The 15,546-nt window shown below is 61.9% G+C and carries 20 protein-coding genes; 9 read left to right on the top strand and 11 right to left on the bottom strand.

Annotation, left to right across the window (positions count from 1 at the left end; all coding sequences use genetic code 11):
- Positions 1 to 68: 68 nt before the first annotated feature.
- Together NKI73_RS04215 and NKI73_RS04210 are read left to right on the top strand one after the other, a co-directional pair.
- Complete coding sequence (locus NKI73_RS04215) at positions 69 to 545, top strand: MaoC family dehydratase (RefSeq protein WP_352627600.1); 477 nt, start codon at positions 69 to 71, stop codon at positions 543 to 545.
- Entirely contained in the window at positions 542 to 1,012 is a 471-nt protein-coding gene (locus NKI73_RS04210) for a MaoC family dehydratase (RefSeq protein ID WP_352627599.1), read from the top strand. Before NKI73_RS04215 ends, NKI73_RS04210 begins: the two co-directional genes overlap by 4 nt.
- A gap of 73 nt (positions 1,013 to 1,085) precedes the next feature.
- Here NKI73_RS04210 and NKI73_RS04205 read toward each other — a convergent pair whose 3' ends face one another.
- The 5 genes from NKI73_RS04205 to petA all read right to left on the bottom strand — a co-directional run bounded on the left by NKI73_RS04205 (position 1,086) and on the right by petA (position 5,751).
- Positions 1,086 to 1,631, bottom strand: a complete 546-nt coding sequence (locus NKI73_RS04205) for an adenine phosphoribosyltransferase (protein WP_352627598.1) — start codon at positions 1,629 to 1,631, stop codon at positions 1,086 to 1,088.
- A gap of 9 nt (positions 1,632 to 1,640) precedes the next feature.
- A complete protein-coding gene (locus tag NKI73_RS04200) occupies positions 1,641 to 2,786 on the bottom strand; it encodes an alpha-hydroxy acid oxidase (RefSeq protein ID WP_352627716.1) in 1,146 nt (381 codons plus the stop codon).
- Between the two features lie 186 nt (positions 2,787 to 2,972).
- Positions 2,973 to 3,845 carry a cytochrome c1 gene (locus NKI73_RS04195; RefSeq protein ID WP_352627597.1) on the bottom strand — a complete coding sequence of 291 codons (873 nt, stop codon included), beginning with the start codon at positions 3,843 to 3,845 and terminating at the stop codon, positions 2,973 to 2,975.
- A 27-nt stretch (positions 3,846 to 3,872) separates the two neighbouring features.
- A complete protein-coding gene (locus NKI73_RS04190; protein ID WP_352627596.1) occupies positions 3,873 to 5,174 on the bottom strand; it encodes a cytochrome b in 1,302 nt (433 codons plus the stop codon).
- Between the two features lie 16 nt (positions 5,175 to 5,190).
- Positions 5,191 to 5,751, bottom strand: a complete 561-nt coding sequence (gene petA, locus NKI73_RS04185; RefSeq protein ID WP_352627595.1) for a ubiquinol-cytochrome c reductase iron-sulfur subunit — start codon at positions 5,749 to 5,751, stop codon at positions 5,191 to 5,193.
- 260 nt (positions 5,752 to 6,011) lie between these two features.
- On the opposite strand from petA, the gene NKI73_RS04180 reads away from it, so the two are divergent.
- Genes NKI73_RS04180 through NKI73_RS04170 form a run of 3 tightly spaced genes read left to right on the top strand, consistent with a single transcriptional unit; the run spans position 6,012 to position 7,059 of the window.
- The gene (locus tag NKI73_RS04180) at positions 6,012 to 6,287 is read left to right on the top strand and encodes a type II toxin-antitoxin system Phd/YefM family antitoxin (RefSeq protein ID WP_352627594.1); all 276 of its coding nucleotides are present in this window, start codon (positions 6,012 to 6,014) and stop codon (positions 6,285 to 6,287) included.
- On the top strand, positions 6,287 to 6,709 hold the full coding sequence (locus NKI73_RS04175) for a type II toxin-antitoxin system VapC family toxin (RefSeq protein ID WP_352627593.1): 423 nt from the start codon (positions 6,287 to 6,289) through the stop codon (positions 6,707 to 6,709). The genes NKI73_RS04180 and NKI73_RS04175 overlap by 1 nt, the downstream gene beginning before the upstream one ends.
- 5 nt (positions 6,710 to 6,714) lie before the next feature.
- On the top strand, positions 6,715 to 7,059 hold the full coding sequence (locus NKI73_RS04170) for a cupin domain-containing protein (RefSeq protein ID WP_352627592.1): 345 nt from the start codon (positions 6,715 to 6,717) through the stop codon (positions 7,057 to 7,059).
- Positions 7,060 to 7,117: 58 nt separating this feature from the next.
- Here the strand turns inward: NKI73_RS04170 and NKI73_RS04165 are convergent, their stop codons facing one another.
- From NKI73_RS04165 to NKI73_RS04145, 5 genes are read right to left on the bottom strand one after another with little or no spacing between them, the layout of a single operon-like run.
- Positions 7,118 to 7,423, bottom strand: a complete 306-nt coding sequence (locus NKI73_RS04165) for a DUF6665 family protein (RefSeq protein WP_352627591.1) — start codon at positions 7,421 to 7,423, stop codon at positions 7,118 to 7,120.
- A gap of 1 nt (position 7,424) precedes the next feature.
- The gene (locus NKI73_RS04160) at positions 7,425 to 7,916 is read right to left on the bottom strand and encodes a GNAT family N-acetyltransferase (protein WP_352627590.1); all 492 of its coding nucleotides are present in this window, start codon (positions 7,914 to 7,916) and stop codon (positions 7,425 to 7,427) included.
- Positions 7,917 to 7,919: 3 nt separating this feature from the next.
- A complete protein-coding gene (locus tag NKI73_RS04155) occupies positions 7,920 to 9,803 on the bottom strand; it encodes an ABC transporter ATP-binding protein (protein WP_352627715.1) in 1,884 nt (627 codons plus the stop codon).
- Between the two features lie 10 nt (positions 9,804 to 9,813).
- Complete coding sequence (locus NKI73_RS04150) at positions 9,814 to 11,700, bottom strand: ABC transporter ATP-binding protein (RefSeq protein WP_352627589.1); 1,887 nt, start codon at positions 11,698 to 11,700, stop codon at positions 9,814 to 9,816.
- Between the two features lie 28 nt (positions 11,701 to 11,728).
- On the bottom strand, positions 11,729 to 12,283 hold the full coding sequence (locus NKI73_RS04145; RefSeq protein ID WP_352627588.1) for a hypothetical protein: 555 nt from the start codon (positions 12,281 to 12,283) through the stop codon (positions 11,729 to 11,731).
- A gap of 284 nt (positions 12,284 to 12,567) precedes the next feature.
- Here NKI73_RS04145 and NKI73_RS04140 point away from each other — a divergent pair, with 284 nt between their 5' ends.
- Positions 12,568 to 13,026 (top strand): tRNA (cytidine(34)-2'-O)-methyltransferase, encoded by a 459-nt coding sequence (locus tag NKI73_RS04140; RefSeq protein ID WP_352627587.1) that lies wholly within the window; start codon positions 12,568 to 12,570, stop codon positions 13,024 to 13,026.
- Positions 13,027 to 13,157: 131 nt separating this feature from the next.
- Positions 13,158 to 13,601, top strand: a complete 444-nt coding sequence (soxR, locus tag NKI73_RS04135) for a redox-sensitive transcriptional activator SoxR (protein WP_352627586.1) — start codon at positions 13,158 to 13,160, stop codon at positions 13,599 to 13,601.
- 30 nt (positions 13,602 to 13,631) lie between these two features.
- Here soxR and NKI73_RS04130 read toward each other — a convergent pair whose 3' ends face one another.
- Positions 13,632 to 13,889 carry a hypothetical protein gene (locus NKI73_RS04130; protein WP_023770299.1) on the bottom strand — a complete coding sequence of 86 codons (258 nt, stop codon included), beginning with the start codon at positions 13,887 to 13,889 and terminating at the stop codon, positions 13,632 to 13,634.
- A 168-nt stretch (positions 13,890 to 14,057) separates the two neighbouring features.
- Between NKI73_RS04130 and hemF the strand changes: the two genes are divergently transcribed.
- Positions 14,058 to 14,972: an oxygen-dependent coproporphyrinogen oxidase gene (gene hemF / locus NKI73_RS04125; RefSeq protein WP_352627585.1), complete on the top strand. Its 915-nt coding sequence runs from the start codon at positions 14,058 to 14,060 to the stop codon at positions 14,970 to 14,972.
- Positions 14,973 to 15,283: 311 nt separating this feature from the next.
- On the top strand, positions 15,284 to 15,544 hold the full coding sequence (locus tag NKI73_RS04120; protein WP_352627584.1) for a DUF1344 domain-containing protein: 261 nt from the start codon (positions 15,284 to 15,286) through the stop codon (positions 15,542 to 15,544).
- The last annotated feature ends 2 nt before the right edge of the window (positions 15,545 to 15,546 follow it).

Raw genomic sequence — 15,546 nt, 5'->3', positions numbered from 1 at the left:
TAGAAATCTCTTGACCAAATGTGCTGCGGCCTGCATCCGGAAACCCTTCGTCAGCCGGATTTCAGACCATGACTGCAAAAACAAAAACCTGGGCCTATGAGGATTTCGTCGAGGGTGCGTCGCTCGATCTCGGTAGCAAGCTGGTGAGCGCCGCCGAGATCGTCGAATTCGCCACAGAATTCGACCCGCAGCCGATGCATCTCGACGAGGAGGCGGGCAAGGCCAGCATCCTCGGCGGTCTGGCGGCGTCCGGCTGGCACACCTGCGCCGTGTTCATGCGCATGCTGTGCGATGCGTTCCTGCTGGATTCGACCTGCCAGGGTGCCCCCGGCGTCGATCAGGTCAGATGGAAGAAGCCGGTCCTGGCCGGCGACCGGCTCACCGGCACTCTGGTAGTTGTTGCCAAGCGCCTGTCGAAATCGAAACCGCAACTCGGCTTCGTGACCATGCGCAGCGAGATGTTCAACCAGCGTGGCGAAAGTGTCTTCGAGCTTGAGAATTCCGTCATGTTCCTGACGCGCGATGCCGCGGAGTATCAGGCATGACGCTCGACAAGTTCTTCCGTATCGGCACCACGGTGACACTCGGCTCGCACACATTCGAGCCCGAGGCGATCAAGGCCTTCGCCCGCAAATACGACCCGCAGATCTTCCATATCGACGAGGACGCAGCGAAGAAGAGCGTGCTCGGTGGGCTCTGCGCGTCCGGCTGGCATACCGCCGCCACGTGGATGAAACTCAATCTCGAAAACCGCATGGATGCCGAGGTCGCCGCGTGGAGTGGGCCCGGTCCGGTACCGGAATTCGGCCCCTCGCCCGGCTTCAAGAACCTGAAATGGCTGAAGCCGGTCTATGCCGGGCAAACCATCACCTTCACACGCACGGCACTGTCCCACCGCCCGATCGCTTCACGCCCCGGCTGGCGCCTGCTGGCGCTGCGATGCGACGCTTTTGAGTCGGCCGGCGACAAGGTGCTGGAGTTCGAGAGCGCGGTGCTGGTGAAGACGGAGTAGTGAATGGTGAATGGTGAATGGTCAGTAGTCAAGGCGTCTGTCATCGAAGCTGATATTCAATATTCACTATTCACTAATGCCCCTCGAACCCAATCAGCGTTCGCACCGGCACGCCGAGCGCTTCGAGCTTGGTGCGGCCGCCGAGGTCCGGCAGGTCGATGACAAAGCAGGCGGCGAGGATGTCGGCGCCGATCTGGCGCAGCAGCTTGACCGCCGCCTCTGCCGTGCCGCCGGTGGCGATCAGATCGTCGACCAGGATCACCTTCTCTCCGGGCGAAATACCGTCCTTGTGCATCTCCATTTCGTCCAGCCCGTACTCCAGGCTGTAGGCGACGCGCACCGTCTCGAAAGGCAGCTTGCCCTTCTTGCGGATCGGCACGAAACCGGCCGAGAGCTGATGGGCAACGGCGCCGCCGAGGATGAAGCCGCGCGCCTCGATGCCGGCGATCTTGTCGATCTTTTGGCCGGCATAGGGATGGACAAGCTCGTCGATGGCGCGGCGGAAGGCGCGCGCATTGCCGAGCAGCGTGGTGATGTCGCGAAACAGGATGCCAGGCTTGGGATAGTCCGGAATGGTGCGGATCGCGGCAAGCAATGTGTCTTCGAGGGAGGATTTCATGGTTCGAGATTACCTGAATCGGAGGTTCTTGCGCGACAATTGTTCGATCGAACTGCAGCCCATCAGCTTCATGTCGCGTTCTATCTCGGCCCGCATCTGTTCAAGCGCCCGTTCGACGCCGGGCTGGCCGGCCGCTGCCAGCGGGAACAGGTAGTAGCGCCCGACGCCGACGGCCTTGGCGCCGAGCGACAGCGCCTTGAGCACATGCGTGCCGCGCTGCACGCCGCCATCCATGATGACGTCGATCCTGTCGCCGACCGCATCGACGATCTCGGCAAGCTGGTCGAACGCCGCCCGCGAGCCATCCAGCTGCCGCCCGCCATGGTTCGACAGCACAATGCCGCTGCAGCCGATGTCGACGGCGCGCCTGGCATCCTCCACCGACATGACGCCCTTGAGGCAGAACGGACCCGACCACAGCTTGACCATCTCGGCGACGTCGTCCCACGTCATCGACGGGTCGAGCATCTCGGTGAAATAGCGGCTGATCGACATCGTGCCGCCGCCCATGTCGACATGCTCGTCGAGCTGCGGCAGCTTGAACCCCTCATGGGTGAAATAGTTGATCGCCCAGGCCGGCTTGAGCGCGAACTGCAGCATGCCGGCCAGGTTGAGCTTGAAGGGAATGGCAAAGCCGGTGCGCTTGTCGCGCTCGCGGTTTCCCCCGGTGATGCTGTCGACGGTCAGCATCATCACCTCGACGCCAACCGCCTTTGCCCGCTGCATCATCGCCCGGTTAAGACCGCGATCCCGATGGAAATAGAACTGGTAGACCTGCGGGCTGCTGCTGATCCTGCGCGCCTCTTCGAGGCTGACGGTGCCAAGCGAGGAGACGCCGAACATGGTGCCATATTTGGCGGCAGCCTTGGCGACCGCGCGCTCGCCCTGATGGTGGAACAGCCGCTGCAAGGCGGTCGGCGAGCAATAGAATGGCATCGCCAGCTTCTGGCCCATGACCGTCACCGACATGTCGATCTCACTTACCCCGCGCAGGACGTTGGGAACCAGGTCGCAGGTCTCGAAGCTTTCGGTGTTGCGGCGGTAGGTGACCTCATCGTCGGCCGCGCCGTCGATGTAGTTGAAGATCGGCCCGGGCAGCCGCTGCTGCGCCATGCGGCGGAAATCGGAAAAGTTGTGACAGTCGCGGAGCCGCATCATCGAATTCCAAACACCATGCCGTCGACAATTCTTTCGTCAAAGATGCTGCGTGGCATACCAATCACAGAGCGCCGTGCCAACGGACCTGTTCGACGACCGCACCTGACCACCAGGTCGCCAGCCCCCGGTTTCAGCAAAAAGGGCGCCTCTCAGCGCCCTTTTGCGATTATTTGATTGCGTGGCTTAATGCGCCACGCCTTCCCACACCTTGCGCTTGGTGAGGTAGACCAGCGCGCCGAACAGGAGCAGGAAAACCAGCACGCGGAAACCGGTCTTCTTGCGATCTTCCATATGCGGCTCGGCTGCCCACATCAAGAAAGCGGAAACGTCGCGGGAATACTGGTCGACGGTCTGTGGCGAGCCGTCGTCATAGGTCACCTGGCCATCGGACAACGGCTTGGGCATCTTCAGCGACACGGCGGACATGAAGTACGGATTGTAGTGCGTGCCTTCCGGGATCACCATGCCGGCCGGCGGCGTCTGGTCGTAGCCGGTCAGCAGCGAATGGATATAGTCGGGACCGCCCGCGTCGTACTGCGTGAAGATGTCGAAGACGAATTGCGGAAAGCCGCGCTCGACGCCGCGTGCCTTGGCCAGCAGCGACATGTCGGGCGGAGCGGCACCGCCATTGGAGGCGGCGGCGGCCTCCTCATTGGCGAAGGGCGCCGGGAAATGGTCGGACGGCTTGCCGGGACGATCGAACATGTCACCAGCGTCATTGGGGCCGTCATGGATCGTGTACTCGGCCGACAGCGTCTTGATCTGGGCATCGGAATAGCCGAGGTCCGACAGCGTGCGGAACGCCACCAGGTTCATCGAATGGCAGGCCGAGCAGACCTCCTTGTAGACCTTCAGGCCGCGCTGCAGCTGCGCCTTGTCATAGGTTCCGAACGGGCCGGTGAAGCTCCAGCTCATTTCCTTCGGCTCGTCGATCGGGAAATGCGTGGGTGCCGCGGCGTTGTGGACCTCTTCGGCGGCGATCGCCCAAGTGCCCGCGGCCCCAGTGCCGGCGGCCACAAGGCCGAGCAGCGCCAGCGAGGTGAGAATCTTTTTCATGCCAAATCCCCTTAGATTCTCTACCGCTCAGCCTTTGGTCTCTGGCGCGGCCATGGCGCGCGCCGGATGTCCGCCGCCGCCCTTGTTCTTCTCGAGCACCGCCTCGGTGATCGAGTTCGGCAACCTTCGCGGCGTCTCGATCAGACCGAGCACCGGCAGCGCGACCAGGAAGAAGGCGAAGTAGAACAGCGTCGCCATCTGCGCCATGAACACATAGGTGCCTTCCGCCGGCTGCGACCCCAGCCAGCCCAGCAGGATGGCATCGGCCACGAACAGCCAGAAGAACAGCTTGTACCAGGGCCGGTAGACCGCCGAGCGCACCTTGGAGGTGTCGAGCCAAGGCACCAGGAACAGCATGACGATGGCTCCGAACATGCACAGCACGCCGCCGAGCTTGGAGTTGATCGGCCCGATATTGAAGGTGATGGCGCGCAGGATCGCGTAGAATGGCAGGAAGTACCATTCCGGCACGATATGGGCCGGGGTCTTCAGCGGGTTGGCGACCGTGTAGTTGTCCGGATGGCCGAGATAGTTCGGCAGGTAGAAGACGAAATAGGCGAAGAAGAACAGGAACACGATCATGCCGAACGCGTCTTTGATGGTCGCGTAGGGGGTGAAGGCAACGGTATCGGTCTTCGACTTGACCTCGATGCCGGTCGGGTTCGACTGGCCGACGACATGCAGCGCCCAGACGTGCAGCACGACGACGCCGGCGATCATGAACGGCAGCAGGTAATGCAGCGCAAAGAAACGGTTCAGCGTCGGATTGTCGACGGCGAAGCCGCCGAGCAAAAGCTGCTGAATCCAGTCGCCGACCAGCGGAATGGCCGTGAAGAAGCCGGTGATGACGGTGGCGCCCCAGAAGCTCATCTGGCCCCAAGGCAGTACGTAGCCCATGAAGCCGGTCGCCATCATCAGGAGGTAGATGATGCAGCCAAGGATCCACAGCAGCTCGCGCGGCGCCTTGTATGAACCGTAATAGAGGCCACGGAAGATGTGGATATAGACGGCGACGAAAAAGAACGAGGCGCCGTTCGAATGCATGTAGCGCAGCAGCCAGCCCGAATTCACGTCGCGCATGATCTTCTCGACCGAGCCGAAGGCAAGGTTGGTGTCGGCCGTGTAGTGCATGGCCAGCACGATGCCGGTCAGGATCTGCGCCACCAGCATGATTGCCAGGATGCCGCCGAAGGTCCAGGCATAGTTGAGATTGCGCGGCACCGGATAGGCGATGAAGCTGTCATAGACCAGCCGCGGCAGCGGCATGCGGGCGTCGACCCAGCGTCCGAGACCGGTTTTGGGCGTGTAGGTCGAGTGTCCCTCGCTCATCGAAATATCCCCTGCCTCAACCAATAAGGATCTTGGTATCGGAAATGAACTTGAATACCGGAACCGCCATGTTCTCGGGCGCCGGGCCTTTGCGGATGCGGCCGGCGGTGTCGTATACCGAGCCATGGCATGGGCAGAACCAGCCGCCGAAATCGCCTTCCTGGCCGAGCGGAATGCAGCCCAGATGGGTGCAGACCTGAACCATCACCATCCAGGCCTCCTTGCCAGGCGTGGTGCGATTGGCGTCGGTCGCCGGTGCGTCGGCCGGAAGGTTGGCGTTGCGCGCGATCGGATCCTTGAGGTCGGCCAGCTTGACAGCCTCGCCGTCCTTCATCTCCTGTTCGGTGCGGTTGCGCACCACGACAGGCTTGCCGCGCCACTTGACGATCAGCGACATGCCCGGCGTCAGCGAGGCGACATCGACCTCGACGGAGGCGAGCGCCAGCGTCGAGGCATCGGGGCGCATCTGGTCGATGAACGGCCACGCGACGGCACCCGCGCCGACCACTGCGGCCATGCCGGTGGCGACGTAGAGAAAATCACGACGGTTGGGATCCTGGGTGTCGGTTGCGCTCACGGGTGCCTGATCCTTTCGCCTCTTCCGTGCCGGTGGCTGAGCCTTGTTCCCCGCTCAATTACGCCAACCCGACAGCGCATGGCGAACAGGCTTGCGAATTCCTCCGGCATTTGGACCTCGGTTTATGCGTGAAGCCCGTTTTTGTCCAGACGGATCAAGGCACAAGGGCAGATTGTCGCGGGCGTTCCACACAGCGATGAATTTGACGTGCTTGGCTAAATGTAGCAATATGTCTACATCTTCCGGATGGAGGTGCTGAAATGAACATCTCGACGAAGACGATAACCATCATGTCGAGCCGTGAATTCAACCAGGATACAGCGCACGCCAAACGGGCAGCCAAGAACGGGCCGGTCATCATTACCGACCGTGGCAAGCCCTCTCATGTGCTGATGTCTATGGAGGAATATCGGCGTTTGGAGAAAAAACCGAGAAGCCTCGCGGACGCGATTGCCGACGATCGCCCCGAAGCAGATTTCGATTGGGAACCACCTCGCCTGGAAGGACCGTTTTTCAAGATTCCCGAACTCGACTGATGTTCATTCTTGACACCAATGTCGTTTCGAATCTGCGTCGTCGGGACAAGGCTGATCGCAACGTTCTAGCTTGGTCAGAGACTCACGACATCGCTAGCTTTTTCATGTCAGTCATCTCGATCCTGGAACTCGAAATCGGAACATTGCTCTTGTCGAGGAAGGATACCCGACAGGCGACCATGTACCGTGAGTGGTTGGATCAGACACTAATTCCACAGTTTGACGACCGGATACTGAGCATAGACAGGGCCGTTGTCTTGCGTTGCGCGAACCTCCACGTTCCCGATCCAAAGCCGGAGCGCGATGCCCTCATTGCCGCCACCGCGCTCGTCAATAATTTGACGGTCGTGACCCGCAATACGAAGGATTTCGAAGGTACCGGCGTGAAGCTGTTCAATCCCTGGATGTTGGCGAAGGGTTAGAGGGCATGGCACACGTGATAGACCGCGACACCTGGGCCGTTCGCTCCGACCGCTGGAAGGGCGAACTGCAATGCGGCGTCTACGGCTCCAACTCCTGCCTGATTTTCAACTACCTGCCTGATGTCGGCGGCGGTCCTCGGCTGCACACGCATCCCTACGCAGAGATCTTCATCATCCGTCAGGGCACCGGACTGTTCACGGTCGGCGACAAGGAGATCGAAGCCTCCTCCGGCCAGATCCTGATCGTGCCGCCCAACACGCCGCACAAATTCACCAATCTCGGGCCGGGTGCGCTGGAGACGACCGACATCCACGAGAACGGCAGCTTCATTACCGAATGGCTTGAGTAGACCATGATCCCGAAAAGTGGGAACCGGTTTTCGGAAAAGATCATGGTCAAAGACAGAGTTATTTGGCGCCGAGCCTCGCAAGCACGGCCTTCGGGATGTTGTATTCGCGGATGACGGCGTCATGCCTACGCAAGCCGCACAGCTCGCGCTGGATGAAATAGCCGTGCACCGCCTCGGCGGCATCCCTAAGCAGCCGGGGGCGTAGTTGCTCGTCGGCATTGTCGCGCAGCCTGGCCAGCGTTTCCTCAACCCGCTGGCCGGCGCGGCCGAGTGAGGCCGCCTTCTCCGCCAATATTTCATGGCCGAGCGCGTCGAAGGCGGCTTCCGCGGTGCCGGCTAGATGAGATGGCGGACGCAAGGACATTTCAGCCTCCTTTCCCGAAGACCATGCGGTGTGTGACGAATTCTTCGCCTTCCACGCGCTGAAAGCCAAGCCGTTCGTAGAAACCGAAGGCTTCTTGCGGCGCGCGGGTATTCAGCACGGCGAAATGGTGACGTGCTCTGTCGATAACGGTCTCGACCAGCATCCGGCCAAGACCGGTGCGACGGTGGCGCGCACTGACGAACAGGTGCCGGATCCGGCCGTGGCCCCTGCCCTCGAAATAGGAATCGATGTTCAGCCCGCACACGCCCGCGAGTTCCCGGCCATTCCAGGCTCCGTAGAGTGCCTCGCCGCGCTTCAGGAACTTGTTGCGGCCACTTGCCCAGCCATCCGCCAGGCGCACCAGCATCCAGTAGCCCCCCAACCGGCTTTCCTGCTTCAGCGCGTCGAAGACCGGCGTGGTTGGCCGGAGCCGCTTGAGCACATAGCTCACCCCGGGGCCGATCTCTGGAATGACCTCTGCCGATCCAACCATGCCCTACTCCGCAGGGCGTGTCTCTTCGAGCACGCTGTCCTCGTGATAGAGAAAACCGCCGGACTGCCGCTTCCACAGCCGCGCGTAGAGCCCGTCGAGCGCCACCAGTTGGTCATGCGTGCCTTGCTCGACGATGCGGCCGCCGTCGAGCACCACCAGCCGGTCGAGTGTTGCGATCGTCGACAGACGGTGGGCGATGGCGATGACCGTCTTGTTCTCCATCAGCCGTGTCAGATTCTCCTGGATTGCCGCCTCGATGTCGGAATCGAGCGCCGAGGTCGCTTCATCGAGAATCAGGATCGGGGCGTCCTTGAGGAAGACGCGGGCGATCGCCACGCGCTGGCGCTGGCCGCCCGACAGTTTGACGCCGCGCTCGCCGACAAAGGCTTCGTAGCCGGCACGGTCCCTGTTGTCGCGCAAGCCGAGGATGAACTCATGCGCCTCGGCCTTTTTCGCCGCTGCGATCACCTCAGCGTCGGTCGCGTCAGGCATGCCGAGCTTGATGTTGTCGCGCAGCGAACGGTGGAACAGGGCCGTGTCCTGGCTGACGACGCCGATATTGGCGCGCAGCGAATTCTGCGTCACCTCAGAGACGTCCTGGCCATCGATGGTGATGGACCCGCCTTCCAGATCGTAGAGCCGCAGGATCAGATTGGCGAGCGTGGTCTTGCCGGCACCCGACGGCCCGACCAGCCCGACCTTCTCGCCCGGCCGCACGACGAGGTCGATGCCGTCGAGCACACCGAACCCTTTGCCGTAATGGAATTCGACGTTCTTCACCGCGATGCGTCCGCCGGCCACCATGAGCTCCTTCGCGTCGGGTGCATCGACCAGGCCAAGCGGCTGCGAGATCAACGCCTTGGAGTTTTCCAGCACGCCGAGGTTCCGCAATATGCTGTTGAGCTGCATCATCAGCCGGCCGAGCAGCATGTTGAGCCGCAGCACCAGCGACAGCGTGAAGGCGACCGCCCCAACCGTGATCGAGCCTTCGACCCAGAGATACACGGCAAAGCAGCCGATCGCGGTGATCATGATGCCCGACAGCGTCGTCAGCGCCATGCGCACGCCGGTCAGCCGACGGGTGAACGGGCGCAGCGCGTCGAGATAGATGTCGAAGCCATTCTTGATGTAGCGGTCGTCGCCGTCGGCCGAGAACAGTTTCAGCGTCTGCACGTTGGAATAGGAATCGACGATGCGGCCGGTGATCATCGAGCCGGCCTCGGCGGTTTCCTCCGCGTGCTTGCGGATTGCCGGCAGATAGAGTTTGGCCAACCAACCGAAGGCGGAAATCCAGATCACCACCAGCACCGCCAGCCTGAGATCGAGGCCAGCGACCAGCGCCAGCGTCGTCACCGTGTAGACTATCATGAACCAGACGACCTCGATGAAGCTTTCCATCAGGTCGCCGGTCGCTTGCCCCGCCTGCCAGACCTTGGTCGCGATGCGGCCGGCGAAATCGTTCTGGAAGAAAGCGTAGGACTGGCGCGACACGTGCCGGTGCGCCTGCCAGCGCACCAGATTGTAGAAGCCCGGCGTGATCGTCTGTTCGTCGACCAGCGCCGACAGGCCGACGACGATGGTGCGGATGACCAGCACGACCGCGATCATGAACACCAGTTCAGGGCCGGCGGCGTTCCACAGAGAATGCCAGCTGCGCTCGGCGGGAAGCTGGTCGAGAATGTCGACCAGCCGCCCGACGAAGTAGAACAGGCCGGCCTCGACCAGCGGCGCGATGCCGCCGATGACCAGCATGGCGAAGAAGGCGAACTTCGCCTGGCCGACATAGTGCCAGAGAAAGCCGCCGACGCTGGTCGGTGGCCGAAGATTCGCCGGCTCCCTGAACGGATAGACCCAGTTCTCGAACCAGCGATAGACGCCTGTCATCATGCGGCGGCCATCATTCTGCGGCTTGCCCCTTTGCAAGTGCATCATTGGCGACATCGGTCGGGATGTCCTCAAGCAGGAACCCGCCCGATTGACGCTGCCAGAGCTGCGCGTAGAGCCCGCCTCGGGCGACGAGTTCCTCGTGCGAACCTTCCTCGATGACACGGCCCTTGTCCATCACCACCAGCCTGTCCATCGCCGCGATGGTCGACAGCCGGTGCGCGATGGCGATGACGGTCTTGCCTTGCATGAGCTTGTAGAGATTCTCCTGGATCGCCGCCTCGGCTTCGGAATCAAGCGCCGAGGTCGCTTCGTCAAGGATAAGTATAGGTGCGTCCTTCAACATAACGCGAGCAATGGCGATGCGTTGCCGCTGGCCGCCGGACAATTTGACGCCGCGATCGCCGACATGGGCATCGAAGCCCTTGCGGTCTTTGGCGTCCGAAAGCCCAGCGATGAAATCCAATGCTTCGGCGCGCCCCGCTGCCTCGACAAGCAGCTCTTCCGAGGCATCAGGCCGGCCATAGAGGATGTTCTCGCGCACCGAACGGTGTAGCAGCGAGGTGTCCTGCGTGACCATGCCGATCTGGGCGCGCAGCGAATCCTGCGTCACAGCAGCGATTTCCTGGCCGTCGATCAGGATCTTTCCGCTCTCCAGGTCGTAGAAACGCAGCAGCAGATTGACCAGCGTCGACTTGCCGGCGCCCGAACGGCCGACGATACCGACCTTTTCGCCCGGCTTCACCGCCAGTGACAGGTTCTCGATCACCCCTTTCTGCTTGCCATAGTGGAAGCGGATGTCCTCGAAGCGGATTTCACCCCTGGAAACGGCGATGTCCTTCGCACCCGGCCTGTCCTCGACCAGGCGCGGCAACGAGATCGAGGCGATGCCGTCCTGCACCGTGCCGATATTCTCGAACAGGCCCGACATTTCCCACATGATCCATTGCGACATGCCCCATAGTCTGAGCACCAGACCGATGACCACGGCGACCGCACCGATCGTCACCGACTGCCCGAGCCACAGCCACAGCGCCATCGCCGTGACCGAGAACAGCAGCAGCGAATTCATGATGTAGAGCAGGCCGAAAAGCACCGTCACCAGCCGCATCGACCGGTAGACCGTCTGCAGGAAGCCGGCCATGCCTTCCCGCGCAAACGACGCTTCGCGGCGTGCATGGCTGAACAGCTTGACCGTCTGGATGTTGGAGTAGCTGTCGACGACGCGGCCGGTCATGGTCGAGCGCGCATTGGCTTGCTCCTCGCCGACCTTGCCCAGCTTCGGGATGAAATAGCGCAGCAACAGGATGTAGCCGACCAGCCAGACGCCGAGCGGCGCCGCCAGCCGCCAGTCGGCCGAACCGACGATGAACAGCATGCCAAGGAAATAGACGATGACGTAGTTCAGGACATCGATCAGCTTGATGACGCATTCGCGCACGGCGAGCGCCGTCTGCATCAGCTTGGTGGCGATGCGGCCGGCGAACTCGTCCTGGTAGAAGCTCATCGACTGCTTGAGCAGGTAGCGGTGCACCTGCCAGCGAATGCGCATGGGATAGTTGCCCATCAGCGTCTGCTGGTTGAGCAGCGAATGCAGCCATACCGTACCCGGCAGCGCGAACAGCACGATGAAGGCCATGCCGGCGAGCTTCCAGGCTTCCGTCTGCAGGAAGGTTTCGCGATTCTGACCCGACAGCCAGTCGACGATGCGGCCGAGGAAGCCGAACATCCACACTTCCGCAATCGCGATCGCCGTCACCAGCACCGCGTCGAGAAGAATATAGGGCCAGGCGCCGCGCGTATAATGCACGCAGAAGGCAACCAGCGTCCTGGGCGGCTCGACCGGTTCCGCCGCGGGGAACGGATCGAGCCGTCTTTCAAACCAGCTAAACAACAACATAGGCCATGCTCACAAATCTGTTTTCCGCTTATGCGGCGCGGGAGCGTACGAAGTCCCCGGACCGCACGGCGCCGAGGGCCGACGGTCCGGAATCATCCGGACCGTCGGCCCTGCTTCGCGCAATATAGGGGCTCGCGGGCTTTTCGCCGACAGCTGTGCCTGACGATCCTGACGGCGCACTGTTCACGATCCGGATTTTCGCACCGGGCCTGATCAGCCGGATGATCCGGCGCACCAGCGACGGCCGGCTCGGGTCGGGAACCGCGTGCGAGAAATCGACATCCGGCAGCATGCCGCGATGCGGCCGGCGGCGGATCTCGGCGTGAACCGCCGACGAATAGGTGTCGCCGATCAGCAGCGCCCAAGTCGGCAGTCGGTGAATATGCAGGCTCCTTGAGCCGGGTATTCTGTAGGGATCGAACATCGGTCCGTCCTCCGTGTGAAAATAGAGATAAAAAGGCGAAGCAACATCGTCCGCCGGCATTCGGCCGGAGGCACGCATTGCGTCGGTCTGGACACGATAGGCATCGGTCTGGACATGCTCAGGTGGGGCGTTCAGCCCTTTTGACTTTTTGAAAAACATCGCAGGATTCCTTCGAGAGCCGAAAAATCGTTTCGGCGGGAATCGGTGCGATCAAGTCTTAGAGAGTCAGGAGAATTGTCGTACCGAAGCCGCCGGCAGGCAGGTAAGCCCACGAGAGGGGCGCTGGATGTGCATGGTCATCATGAATTACCCCTCCATCGGTTCGGGTTGACAATGGAGCTGACATACCCGACTTCGCAGAAAATGGCCACCCGCAGGTCCAGCAATTTCCAAAACCGCGAGCCCGCTGTGGCCGATTTGCCACTTATTAGAAAGACGCGGAAATGAACTGTCGTCTCCGCATCGCGCTCTACCAGCCGGATATCGCCGGCAACACCGGGACAATCCTGCGCTTCGCCGCTTGCCTCGGGCTCGGCGTAGATATCATTGAACCGGCCGGCTTTCCGCTTTCCGACAAAGCGCTCAAGCGAGCCGGGATGGATTACCTCGAAATGGCTGCTCTGACCCGGCATGTCGACTGGCACGCCTTCGAGGACTGGCGCAAAGCCCGCGCACACCGGCTGGTGCTGCTGTCGACCAAAGCCACGACCGCTTACACCAGCTTTGCCTTCGCCGATGGCGACATCCTTCTGGTTGGCCGCGAATCCGCAGGCGTTCCGGATCCCGTTCATCAGGCGGCGGATGCGCGGCTGACCATCCCCATGCAGGGCGCGGCGCGCAGCATCAACGTCGCGCTTTCCGTCGCCATGGTGGCGGGCGAAGCCATCCGGCAACTGGGATAACGGCACTCCGTCTCCCGTCATCTTGACCCAGGCGCACATCGCCTTCTCCTTCGTTTGCAGATCCTGGGTTTCTTCGCTACAAGCTCAACTTAACTTGAGGTCAAGCGGAAAAATCGGGACGAAAAACAGAGATGGCACCGGTAACGGAATTGACGGTCGGCCAGGTGGCCATGCGCAGCGGTGTCGCGGTATCGGCGCTGCATTTCTATGAGGCCCGCGGCCTGATCCGCAGCCACCGCACGTCGGGCAACCAGCGCCGCTACGGCCGCGACGTGCTGCGGCGCGTGGCGATTATCAAGGTGGCGCAAGAGGTCGGCATCTCGCTGGCCGAGATCGGCACGGCCCTGGCATCGCTGCCCGAGGGCCGCACGCCGACGCGCGATGACTGGAACCTGCTGTCAACCGCCTGGCGCGACGGGCTCGATCACAAGATCGCCCAGCTGAAGAAACTGCGCGACGGGCTGACCGACTGCATCGGCTGCGGCTGCATGTCGATCGACAAATGCCCGCTGCGCAACAAGGGCGACCGGCTGGCAAGGGAAGGCACCGGCGCGAGGCGGTTGGTCGCAGGCTGAGCACCCTCCCCTCGTGGAGGAAAGCGCGCTTCAGTCAGCCGCCGGCAAGCGCCTGATGGTGAACTCGATCAGGTCGCCCGGCCGCTCGAACCAGCTTTCGATCTCGGTCCAGTAGGCCTGCTTGGGAAAGCGCTCGAACCATTCCTTGGCCTTGAGCCGCGCATCGGAGCGCGGCAGCACGAAGGTCTCGCGCAGGAAACCGTCGCGCGGCATGCGCGCGCGCTCGGCCCGGCTTTGGTCGAGCCTTTTCTTCAGGCCATCCAGCGGTGGTCTTGCCGGGGTGCGCACGAAACAACTCCTTGCACCTAGCGCATGACCCCGAAATCGGAATCGAGTTTCGGAAAGGATCATGCGCAAAACCAAAGTGACTTGACCCTTGCCCCTAAGAGATTAGGGATCGCGCCGGCAAAAGACGAGTCATTTGTAGGGCTCGCCGCCCACAACCGGAGACGGCACTTGGAACGACCCGAAATACCGGCAGGCCTGCCCGCCGACATCGAACAGAAGAAGATGAAGGCGCGACTGTGGTTCGAGGCGCTGCGCGAACGCATCTGCGCCACCTTCGAGCAGATCGAGCAGGATCTTGGCGGGCCACTGGCCTCATGGTCGCCAGGCCGTTTCGAAAAGACGCCATGGGAACGCGACGCAGGTAAGGGCGGCGGCGGCACCATGTCGATGATGCACGGCCGCGTCTTCGAGAAGGTCGGCGTCCACACCTCGACCGTCCATGGCGAGTTCTCGCCCGAATTCAGGAAGCAGATGCCCGGCGCCGAGGAAGACCCGCGCTTCTGGGCATCCGGCATTTCACTGATCGCGCATCCCTGGAACCCCAACGTTCCGGCCGTGCACATGAACACGCGCATGGTCGTCACCTCGCGCCAATGGTTCGGCGGCGGCGCCGATTTGACGCCCGTGCTCGACCGCCGCCGCACCCAGGACGACCCCGACACGGTCGCCTTCCACCGCGCGATGCAATTCGCCTGCGAGAAGAACGTCGCGGTGGCCGATTATCCGAAATTCAAAGCCTGGTGCGACGAGTACTTCTATCTATCGCACCGCAATGAGCCCCGCGGCACCGGCGGCATCTTTTTCGATTGGCTGCATTCGGGCGAAGACAAGGGTGGCTGGAATGCTGATTTCAACTTCGTCCAGGATGTCGGCCGCTCTTTTCTCGTCGTCTATGGCCACCTCGTACGCGCCAACTTCAACGAGAACTGGACCGACGGTGACCGCGACGAACAGCTCATCCGCCGCGGCCGTTATGTCGAATTCAATCTGCTTCACGATCGCGGCACCATCTTCGGACTGAAGACCGGCGGCAATGTCGCGGCAATCCTCTCTAGCCTGCCGCCAGAGGTTCGCTGGCCGTAACAATTTGGTGAGCGCGGCGTGAGCCGCATTGATGTCCCATTTGCGCGAAATGGGCATGGAATGTGGCACGCGGTGCGGTGAAAAATTTCTTTTTCGTCTAATAGGCTATTGAAAAGGCTGGCCTATTTGTGGCGCCGGGTCGGGAAGCGCCGGCGGTTCGCCCGAGAGCAATTCCAGGAAAGTGTGAAACGGTTTTCCGTTCGGAATTGCCTCAAAACAAGCGAGCCGCGACCCGACGCGACCGGACGGCCCAGACGATGCGGGACACCTTCGTCAAAAAGGATGCCCGCCCCTTCCAGGAGTACTTTGCAATGCGCAAGATCATTGTTTCGGCTGCAGCCGCTGCCCTTCTCGCTTCCGGTTCGGTGGCGTTCGCCGCCGTCAAGCACACCACCGGCACGATCAAGACCTTTGACGCAGCGGCCAAGAGCCTTGTCCTTGATGACGGATCGTCTTTTACGCTTTCCAAGACCTTCAAGGATCCTGGCCTGCAGACCGGCGAAAAGGTCCGCGTCTCTTGGGACATGAGCGGCAAGAAAAAAATCGCCGAGGCTGTCAAGATCGCGAAGTGATG

Source organism: Mesorhizobium sp. M0496, assembly GCF_040321205.1.
Classification (GTDB): Bacteria; Pseudomonadota; Alphaproteobacteria; order Rhizobiales; family Rhizobiaceae; genus Mesorhizobium.
Note: the sequence above shows the minus strand (reverse complement) of the source record. Positions and strands in the feature narration are given on the sequence as shown.

Bases quoted from the DNA above. Each gene is read 5' to 3' on its own strand.
- NKI73_RS04215 (WP_352627600.1), top strand. From the start codon at position 69: ATGACTGCAAAAACAAAAACCTGGGCCTATGAGGATTTCGTCGAGGGT.
- NKI73_RS04210 (WP_352627599.1), top strand. From the start codon at position 542: ATGACGCTCGACAAGTTCTTCCGTATCGGCACCACGGTGACACTCGGC.
- NKI73_RS04205 (WP_352627598.1), bottom strand. From the start codon at position 1,631: ATGAAATCCTCCCTCGAAGACACATTGCTTGCCGCGATCCGCACCATT.
- NKI73_RS04200 (WP_352627716.1), bottom strand. From the start codon at position 2,786: ATGCGGCTCCGCGACTGTCACAACTTTTCCGATTTCCGCCGCATGGCG.
- NKI73_RS04195 (WP_352627597.1), bottom strand. From the start codon at position 3,845: ATGAAAAAGATTCTCACCTCGCTGGCGCTGCTCGGCCTTGTGGCCGCC.
- NKI73_RS04190 (WP_352627596.1), bottom strand. From the start codon at position 5,174: ATGAGCGAGGGACACTCGACCTACACGCCCAAAACCGGTCTCGGACGC.
- NKI73_RS04180 (WP_352627594.1), top strand. From the start codon at position 6,012: ATGAACATCTCGACGAAGACGATAACCATCATGTCGAGCCGTGAATTC.
- NKI73_RS04175 (WP_352627593.1), top strand. From the start codon at position 6,287: ATGTTCATTCTTGACACCAATGTCGTTTCGAATCTGCGTCGTCGGGAC.
- NKI73_RS04170 (WP_352627592.1), top strand. From the start codon at position 6,715: ATGGCACACGTGATAGACCGCGACACCTGGGCCGTTCGCTCCGACCGC.
- NKI73_RS04165 (WP_352627591.1), bottom strand. From the start codon at position 7,423: ATGTCCTTGCGTCCGCCATCTCATCTAGCCGGCACCGCGGAAGCCGCC.
- NKI73_RS04160 (WP_352627590.1), bottom strand. From the start codon at position 7,916: ATGGTTGGATCGGCAGAGGTCATTCCAGAGATCGGCCCCGGGGTGAGC.
- NKI73_RS04155 (WP_352627715.1), bottom strand. From the start codon at position 9,803: ATGATGACAGGCGTCTATCGCTGGTTCGAGAACTGGGTCTATCCGTTC.
- NKI73_RS04150 (WP_352627589.1), bottom strand. From the start codon at position 11,700: ATGTTGTTGTTTAGCTGGTTTGAAAGACGGCTCGATCCGTTCCCCGCG.
- NKI73_RS04145 (WP_352627588.1), bottom strand. From the start codon at position 12,283: ATGTTTTTCAAAAAGTCAAAAGGGCTGAACGCCCCACCTGAGCATGTC.
- NKI73_RS04140 (WP_352627587.1), top strand. From the start codon at position 12,568: ATGAACTGTCGTCTCCGCATCGCGCTCTACCAGCCGGATATCGCCGGC.
- soxR (WP_352627586.1), top strand. From the start codon at position 13,158: ATGGCACCGGTAACGGAATTGACGGTCGGCCAGGTGGCCATGCGCAGC.
- NKI73_RS04120 (WP_352627584.1), top strand. From the start codon at position 15,284: ATGCGCAAGATCATTGTTTCGGCTGCAGCCGCTGCCCTTCTCGCTTCC.